7 protein-coding genes are annotated in these 9359 nt (G+C 36.0%); 1 reads left to right on the forward strand and 6 read right to left on the reverse strand.

From position 1 onward, the window contains the following. Window positions 1–132: 132 nt before the first annotated feature. Genes H8B04_RS14555 through ettA form a run of 3 tightly spaced genes read right to left on the reverse strand, consistent with a single transcriptional unit; the run spans window position 133 to window position 4094 of the window. Window positions 133–1197: a response regulator gene (locus H8B04_RS14555; protein WP_190302810.1), complete on the reverse strand. Its 1065-nt coding sequence runs from the start codon at window positions 1195–1197 to the stop codon at window positions 133–135. A gap of 14 nt (window positions 1198–1211) precedes the next feature. Continuing rightward, entirely contained in the window at window positions 1212–2402 is a 1191-nt protein-coding gene (locus H8B04_RS14560; protein WP_190302811.1) for a PAS domain-containing sensor histidine kinase, read from the reverse strand. A 9-nt stretch (window positions 2403–2411) separates the two neighbouring features. Next, window positions 2412–4094, reverse strand: a complete 1683-nt coding sequence (gene ettA, locus H8B04_RS14565; RefSeq protein WP_190302812.1) for an energy-dependent translational throttle protein EttA — start codon at window positions 4092–4094, stop codon at window positions 2412–2414. A gap of 250 nt (window positions 4095–4344) precedes the next feature. On the opposite strand from ettA, the gene H8B04_RS14570 reads away from it, so the two are divergent. Continuing rightward, window positions 4345–6888 (forward strand): ATP-dependent Clp protease ATP-binding subunit, encoded by a 2544-nt coding sequence (locus tag H8B04_RS14570; RefSeq protein ID WP_165291864.1) that lies wholly within the window; start codon window positions 4345–4347, stop codon window positions 6886–6888. 233 nt (window positions 6889–7121) lie between these two features. On the opposite strand, the gene H8B04_RS14575 is transcribed toward H8B04_RS14570, so the two are convergent. The 3 genes from H8B04_RS14575 to H8B04_RS14585 form a co-directional block, all read right to left on the reverse strand. After that, the gene (locus tag H8B04_RS14575; RefSeq protein ID WP_190302813.1) at window positions 7122–8075 is read right to left on the reverse strand and encodes a hypothetical protein; all 954 of its coding nucleotides are present in this window, start codon (window positions 8073–8075) and stop codon (window positions 7122–7124) included. Further along, on the reverse strand, window positions 7984–8808 hold the full coding sequence (locus tag H8B04_RS14580) for a hypothetical protein (protein ID WP_190302814.1): 825 nt from the start codon (window positions 8806–8808) through the stop codon (window positions 7984–7986). The genes H8B04_RS14575 and H8B04_RS14580 overlap by 92 nt, the downstream gene beginning before the upstream one ends. A 116-nt stretch (window positions 8809–8924) precedes the next feature. After that, complete coding sequence (locus tag H8B04_RS14585) at window positions 8925–9092, reverse strand: hypothetical protein (RefSeq protein WP_190302815.1); 168 nt, start codon at window positions 9090–9092, stop codon at window positions 8925–8927. Between the last annotated feature and the right edge of the window lie 267 nt (window positions 9093–9359).

The following is a 9359-nucleotide window of genomic DNA, read 5'->3' on the forward strand; positions in this document are numbered from 1 at the left end:
TACTTTTCTTTATTCAAAAGTACTATGCTGTCGTAAGGTTACGAATGTAGGTGGTCAACTTAATATGTGATATTCATCACAAACAAAAAAACGGACAACCTAAGTTGTCCGTTTCTAAGAGTTTAAAAATTTTTACTGTTTGATATTCTTTAGCTTTTCGATAGAATAAATTCGTATCGCATTACCTTCCTTGATAATAAGTTTTTCATCTTTAAAATCAGCTAACATTCGGCTAATTGTTTCATTAGCTGTTCCAGCCAGAGCAGCCAGATCATCACGAGAGATACGTATTACGACCTCATCTTGATTAGACGTAGTGATAGCTTTAGACGCAACATGAACCAATGTATTTGCTACACGCTTTCGAACCGAATCATACGCAAATCCCAACATTTGTTCTTCTTTTTCCTTCACATTTCCAGAAAGCAGTTTGATGAACTTCGTTGCAATAACTGGCTTATTAAACATTAATTCAAAAAATTTATCCTTCGGAATCAAGGCTACTTCTGTATCTTCCAAAGCACTTGCACTTTCTGTATAGCGCTCATTCAGTAAAATAGATTCATAACCAAAAAATTGTTCATCCGTATGAATATTGGTAGACAATTCGCGACCATCTTGGTAATATAAGTAAGTACGCACCTTACCTTTTACCAAGTAATACACATAGATAGGCGCATCTCCATCTTCATATATCAATTGTTTCTTTTTATAAACTTTTACCCTGGCTTCTTTTACCAAATCATTTAATAAAACAGTCTGATCTTCTTCGGTCAAGTTAAGACCTGAAGCAGGTTTTTCGAATACGGATTGCAAAGAATCACGTTTTCGCAAACGGCTTTCAATAGAATTCAGCAGCTCTATATCATCAAATGGTTTTACCAAGTAGTCGTCGGCTCCCATTTCCATAGCTTTACGCATATCTACACGCTCGGACTTAGCTGTCAGGAATATAAAAGGAATATGCATAGTGGCATCTTGTTTACTCAGCATATACAAAACTCCATAACCATCCAACTCAGGCATCATGATGTCACAAAGGATCAGATCAGGAATATTTTTTAGCGCTAAGTCTACGCCGATTTTACCATTTTCCGCTGTGAGGACATCATAACGGCCTGTCAATTCCAAAATTTCAGCCGTGCCTTCCCTTATTTCCAGATTATCCTCGATAATCAAAATAGTACGTTTGTTCATAGTGTAGTATATTTTTATTTTCGGAAAGTCATTTTGAATGAAGTTCCTTGATTGAGAGCCGACCAATATTCTAATTCGCCATTCATCAACGCTACATAACGTTTTACGATATTAAGACCTAAACCTGTACCAGGAATATTGCCTGTATTATGCGCTCTAAAAAAAGGTTCAAATAGATTTTTTTGATCTTCTTCAGGAATACCAATACCATTGTCTTTGATTACGATAGTACAGATATCATCTGTAATTTCTGTAGTGAATTCAATAAAAGTATCCTCCCCTGAATACTTTATCGCATTAGAAATTAAATTAATTATACTGCTTTTTAACAAGTGGGCATCCAAATCAAATTCAGCATGCGCACCTGTATGCTGGTAGACAATATGCTGATTCTTTTTACAAATCATCTGCATCTCGCCCGTGATTTCCTCACCCAAATGAACAACATTTATTGTCTGCTGATTCACCACTACCACGCCAGCTTCCAATTTTTCTAAAGACAAGAAATCATTTAGTATATTATTGAGAAGCTGAACAGCACCTTTGATACGGTTGGTATGTTTGGCAACAGAATCCAATCTTTCTTGCTCCACATATTTGTCAATTAATGATGCGGATAAATTAACAGAACTTAATGGAGTCCGAAATTCATGCGAAGCCATAGAGACAAAACGGGATTTCAACTGATTTAACTCTTTTTCTTTTTCCAAAGAGTTACTTACATCCGCCTTAGCTCTTTCCAATTCCGAAACCAAAGAAATTAAATCTTTCGTACGATGACGTACCGTTTCTTCCAGCTCCAAAGTATGCTGTAAAAGTCTGTCTTCTGCCGCCTTTTCTTTGGTTAAGTCGTGAATAAAACCTGTAAAAATACTTTTATCCTTATAGAAAACCTCACTCACAGCGAGACGAAAAGGAAAGGTCGTACCGTCTTTTTTAAGACCCAAGACTTCCCGACCTATACCTATAATTTTTCTGTGACCTGTATTTTTATAATTTGCAATGTAAGAATCATGTCTACTTTTATCGGGTTCAGGCATGAGCATCGAAATATTATTTCCGATCACTTCTTCGGCTGAATACCCAAATAGTTGCAGTGCGGCAGGATTAATAGATTCTACATGTCCTTTACTATCAATGGTGATAATCCCGTCAATTGCAGTTTCTATTATTGCCTCAAGTAGTTTAGCTGATTCAAAACTCATTATGCGCTCTTACTTTACTAATTTTTTATATTTAATACGTTTTGGACCTACATCACCCAAACGTTTCTTACGATTTTCTTCGTATTCTGTATAGTTACCCTCGAAGAAGTATACTTGTGAATCCCCTTCGAATGCTAAAATATGCGTACAAATTCTATCTAAAAACCATCTGTCGTGTGAAATAATAACCGCACATCCACCAAAATTCTCCAACCCTTCTTCCAAAGCACGTAAAGTATTCACGTCAATATCGTTGGTCGGCTCATCCAACAATAATACGTTGGAAGCTTTTTTCAACGTAATCGCCAAGTGGACACGGTTACGCTCACCACCAGAAAGTACGCCTACTTTCTTTTGTTGATCTGCACCATTGAAGTTAAATTTAGAAACATAAGCTCGAGAATTCAGTGTTTTACTACCTAGAAGAATATTATCATTTCCTCCTGTAATATTTTCCCACACCGATTTTTCGGGATCCAAATCATCGTGCATTTGATCCACATAACCTAACACTACGGTTTCACCTACTTTGAAAGAACCTGTATCGGGCTGCTCTTGACCTGTAATCAAACGAAACAACGTAGTTTTACCAGCTCCATTTGGACCAATAATCCCAACAATACCTGCAGGAGGCAAAGAGAAACTCAAGTTTTCGAATAAGATACGGTCGCCATAAGTTTTAGAAATATTATTCGCTTCTATTACCACATTACCCAAACGAGGTCCTGGAGGAATAAATAATTCCAATTTTTCTTCGCGTTCCTTAGTTTCCTCAGAAGCCAATTTCTCATAATTGTGCAAACGCGCTTTAGATTTCGCGTGACGCGCTTTAGGAGCCATCTTCACCCATTCCAACTCACGCTCCAACGTTTTTTGACGTTTAGTTTCTTGTTTCTCTTCTTGAGCTAGACGTTTTGCTTTTTGGTCTAACCAAGAGGAATAATTTCCTTTCCAAGGAATACCTTCACCTCTATCCAATTCCAAAATCCATCCTGCAACATTATCCAAGAAATATCTATCGTGCGTTACTGCAATGACTGTTCCATTGTATTGTTGTAAGTGTTGTTCCAACCAGTCAATAGACTCTGCATCCAAGTGGTTGGTAGGCTCATCCAACAATAAAACGTCAGGCTCTTGTAATAATAAACGACACATCGCTACACGACGACGCTCACCTCCTGACAGATTGGCAATCTTTGCTTCAGGCTCAGGACAGCGTAAAGCATCCATGGCACGCTCCAGCTTAGAATCTAATTCCCAAGCATTTGTAGCATCAATTTTGTCTTGTAACTCACCTTGACGAGCTAATAATTTATCCATTGCATCAGCATCTTCATAAATTTCTGGCAAGCCAAATTTTTCGTTGATTTCTTCGTATTCTTTTAAGACAGCAGTAATCTCAGCAACACCTTCTTCCACTATCTCACGAACCGTTTTCTCTGGGTCTAAAATTGGTTCCTGAGCCAAATAACCAACAGAATAATCAGGTGAAAAGACAACTTCTCCTTGGAAAGATTTGTCTAATCCAGCAATAATTTTTAATAATGAAGATTTTCCAGAACCATTAAGACCAATAACACCAATTTTAGCGCCGTAAAAAAAGGATAGATATATGTTTTTTAATACTTGTTTTTGAGGTGGGTAAATCTTGTTTACACCAGCCATCGAAAAGATAATTTTTTCGTCAGACATATGAATATTTTATACTGAATTTTTCTCTTGTTTTTCGTAAGTCAAAGATAGCTAAATAAAGCCCCAAATAAAAATACACACATATAGCTAGAATAGAAAGAGATAAATTGTATTCATAAATACTGCCATTTTGACGAACTAATTTTATGGCTTAATTGTTGATAATTTCTAGTAAATATAAGTGCGCTTTTCTTAATAATTTCATACTTTTATAGAAATCCTCACTTATAAAATAAAGAAAGGTAATTAAATGGAAGCAAAATTTTCACCAAGAGTAAAAGATGTCATATCATATAGCCGCGAAGAGGCGCTGCGTCTTCGCCATGACTATATTGGTACAGAGCATCTCTTACTTGGACTTATCCGAGAAGGTGATGGTATCGCTATCAAAATTCTTAAAAACTTAAATCTTGATACAGCTGCTATAAGACAATCTGTTGAGGACGCTGTGAAGGGATCTTCTGTATCGAGAACACCTATAGGATCTGTTCCTTTGACAAAACAAGCTGAAAAAGTCCTTAAAATAACATATTTAGAAGCTAAAATCTTCAAAAGTGATATCATTGGCACTGAACATCTTCTTCTTGCTATTTTGCGGGATGAAGATAATATAGCGTCGCAGATACTACAACAATATGGTGTTTCATACGACTTATTCAAAAATGAAGTAGAGCAAAATAAATCCAATATTACGGACGAAGCTCCTGGTTCATCGTCACCAGATGATGATTACGAAGAACAAGAAAGCTTCTCTGCACCTAAAAAAGTTTCGGACATTAAGTCCAAAACTCCAGTATTGGACAACTTTGGTCGTGATTTGACACGCGCTGCAGAAGAAGGAAAATTGGACCCCATCGTAGGCCGTGAAAAAGAAATCGAACGCGTTTCACAAATCTTATCACGTCGTAAGAAAAACAACCCTATTCTTATCGGAGAACCAGGAGTTGGTAAATCTGCTATCGCAGAAGGTTTGGCATTACGTATTGTTCAACGTAAAGTTTCACGTGTTTTGTTCAACAAACGTGTCGTTACTTTGGATTTAGCTTCTTTGGTTGCGGGTACAAAATACCGTGGTCAATTCGAAGAACGTATGAAAGCGGTCATGAACGAATTGGAAAAATCACCTGACGTAATCTTATTTATTGATGAGATTCATACGATTGTGGGTGCTGGTGGTGCTTCAGGTTCATTGGACGCTTCGAATATGTTCAAACCAGCTTTGGCTCGTGGAGAAATTCAATGTATAGGTGCTACTACATTAGACGAATATCGCCAGTTCATCGAAAAAGATGGCGCTTTGGACCGTCGTTTCCAAAAGGTAATGATCGAACCAGCATCGCACGATGAGACATTGGAAATCTTAAATCGTATCAAAGACAAATACGAAGAACACCACAATGTAAACTATACGCCAGAAGCGTTAGAGGCTTGTGTTACGTTGACCACACGATATATCACGGATCGTTTCTTACCAGACAAAGCTATTGATGCATTGGATGAAGCGGGTTCGCGTGTTCACTTGACAAACATTCACGTACCTCAATCGATTATTGAAATCGAAGAGAAAATCGAGGAAGTTAAGGTAGAGAAAAACAGAGTGGTTCGTTCTCAGAAATACGAAGAAGCTGCTAAACTTCGTGATACAGAGAAAAAGCTTTTAGAAGAACTGGAAAAAGAAAAAGCTGCTTGGGAAGCGGAAACAAAGACAAAACGCTATACCGTAACCGAAGATAATGTAGCTGAAGTCGTATCCATGATGACAGGTATACCTGTTCAACGCGTGAGCCAGACAGATAGCCAAAAGCTATTGAATATGGGTGAATCGATGAAAGGACGTATCATTGGTCAAGACGATGCTGTTCAAAAATTGGTTAAAGCTATTCAACGTACGCGCGCTGGATTGAAGGATCCTAAAAAACCAATTGGTTCTTTTATCTTCTTAGGTCCTACTGGTGTTGGTAAAACAGAATTAGCAAAAGAATTGGCTCGTTTCATGTTTGACTCAGAAGATTCGCTGATTCAAGTTGACATGAGTGAATATATGGAAAAATTCGCCGTTTCTCGTTTGGTTGGAGCGCCTCCAGGATACGTTGGTTATGAAGAAGGTGGTCAGTTGACAGAGAAAGTTCGTCGCAAACCTTATTCAGTAGTTTTATTGGATGAGATCGAGAAAGCGCACCCAGATGTCTTCAACTTGTTGTTGCAAGTGTTGGATGAAGGTCAATTAACAGACTCTTTAGGACGTCGAGTGGACTTTAGAAATACGATTATCATTATGACATCCAATATAGGTGTACGTCAGTTGAAAGAATTTGGTCAAGGCGTTGGTTTCACTACTACCGCAAAGGAAAGTCAAGCTGATGCACATTCAAGAGGTGTAATCGAAACAGCTTTGAAACGTGCTTTTGCACCTGAGTTCTTGAACCGTGTAGATGACGTGATTGTATTTAACTCGTTGACTAAAGAAAATATCTTCAAAATTATTGATATTGAATTAAGATCTTTGTTCGGTCGCATCGAGTCTTTGGGTCACACTATTAAATTAACAGATAAAGCAAAAGAATATATCGCAGAAAAAGGTTATGATACAAATTTCGGTGCTCGTCCTTTGAAACGTGCTATTCAGAAATATTTAGAAGATCCTATTGCAGAAGAAATTCTGAAAGGTGAACTAAAATCAAATGCTTTATTAACAGTTGATTTAGATACTGAGAAAAATGAAATCGTGGTAAAAGGTGAAAACCCAAACGATGATTCAGTCTCTACAGACATCAACGAAGAAAAAGAAAAATAAGCCTTTTTCGAATACACAATCATATTAAAAATCCTCAAGCTTAGCTTGGGGATTTTTTTGTTGTTTATAAATAAGATAATCCTACCGTAGTCAATAAGAATAAAATCATTAGATGAATAAAGAAAGAGTATACGTTTCATCATAATCACGAGAAAGAATACGGTAATTCTATTTTACAAAAAAGCTCAACATTAAAAAATGTTGAGCCTTTTGTTTACTAATTAATACATCAACTACTGATTACCACTACAAGCAATAGTTTTTAAGCCAGTAAATTTGCCATAAAAAAGTGTACTTCCAATTTTAGTTTGATCTAGCATTACTCTATTTACACCCGTTCTACTCCAAGTTACTTTATTAAAACTACCATTTATCTTTCGAGTTCTTGAGGTTGGAGAAGCAGAATTATGCGACAAAGTTAATGTAACGTTATTCGTTGTTTTTAAAGGATAGTATGGAGGCCCTCCATATGCATTTATACTACCCAACATTTCTACACTCCCATCTTTATTAATAATTACACGTATTATTGGTTTCCACTCACTCTTATCAGTAAGTAATACGTCAGCACCATTAGCAACAGTATTAGCTTTATGACGTCCTTTTAAAGAAAATATATTGGGCACAAATTGATTATGTATTGTAGCCCCCCATCTCCATCCATTTTTAAATTCAATATTCGGAAAAAGCCCCGTGCTTACTACATCTCTTAAATTATCCGCCCACCCCTGAAATTGGATCTCATTGGTTGTAACTGTCGTAGAGTTTGGAGATGTTTCGACATACGTACCCGAGTAAATATGGTTACCTCCATTTCCAGTTGATGATACTCCAACACGTAAACTAAATGAATTATCTATCTCAAAAATATCTAGCACTGCACCATAATCCGCACTAGAAAATGTATGTACAGTATTATAAGTGGTAGGTTTTGTACCATTCCAACTAGATATTTCAATATATCCAGAACTTTTTACTTCCTGAGTGCATGGACATCCAATCTCTATTTTTAATTTATATCTAACCCCGGGCTTGATATGAAACCCCGTAAGAGTTAGCGGCTTTCTTGTACTGTTGATTAACAGATTGGCTATTTCAAACGTGGCAATTGTATCTTTTGTAATAATCCGTGTAGCAGGAAGAGAAATTATTTGAACACCGGAACTTCCAATAGTTGGTACAGGCAAAATTTCCCAATAGGCCTCTTTGCAAATACGTCCTAGATGCATCGGATAATTTCACAGTAGCAGATTCGAATGCTGGTGATATTGAAGGCGTAGTAATTTCTTTTAAAACACTACCTGCGTGTGAATAAGATACATTATTCACTAATGAACTTCCAGTCTGATCTATTATAATCTCCGTAGTGACCTCGCTAAAAAGATGCTTCAGCTTAACATTTAAATAATTTACACCATTATTTATTTTAATCACATCTTTAAAATACAATAATTGCGTATTATCCGAAACATTGGATACCGTTGCAGTAGACAAATTTTGTTTATTCGTAACTGTTGGAACAGATGTAGTCGTATTATTAGAACATACAATAAATGTATAAGTTTGCCCTATTTGAAGATTCTCAAAACCTGTATTTAAATCTCCTTTATCATTAGGATCAAATACTTGATAGGAATATTCACGCTCCGCCACCTTGACACCTTGACTATTATACGCTAGCAACAAAAATTTTGTACCAGTAGTCAATGGAATTTCCTTTTTGGGTAAATTATTCGTAGTAGTTGCAGCCGTCTTTTCTTTTAAAGTGTTATTCTTTGAAAGGGGACTTAATGTTGCTAGAACAGATAAATTTTCACCATACGGAATTCTAATTTTTTGGTCTAAACTGCTCGGATTGACTGATCCTAATTTGTCTAGTTCACCAAAAGAATCATCAATACCCAAGATATTAACTTTCACAATTTCATTTACCTCATAGCTATTACTCTGATTTTTTGAACAAGAATTAAAAAGTATAGCACAGATTATAAATACTAATCTAGTAATGTTAGTTTTTCTCCTATCCATAATTTCTTTTACCATTGAACTCTATTAAAAACTACTTCAGCCTCTTCCCATTCCTCCAATATATTATTAGTTGAATTTATGTGAGGAGTTACAGATGCTGCGGCAAAAGACTCTTCATGATAAATCATTTGAATCTCAATAATAGGCGCAAAATATTTCTTTTTCAATTGAATCATTGCAATCGATTAATATTGTTTTATATAAGGTAGCTAACTGTTTAGGTAGATAGCGAAAATCGACACAAATATATGATATTTCCTACTAAGAAAAAAAAATGAATTATAAAAATATATTTAACCATTACAATATATTGATTATCACAAGTGTCCTAAATAAAAATTTTAGACATATAATATACCTCCTTATCTAGCTTCTAGATAAGTTTTCTGTTTTAAAGTCAAATTATACCCTCTATATTACTTTTAGAATAGTTTAAATTGCCC

The organism is Sphingobacterium litopenaei (genome assembly GCF_014692495.1).
Lineage (GTDB): Bacteria > Bacteroidota > Bacteroidia > Sphingobacteriales > Sphingobacteriaceae > Sphingobacterium > Sphingobacterium litopenaei.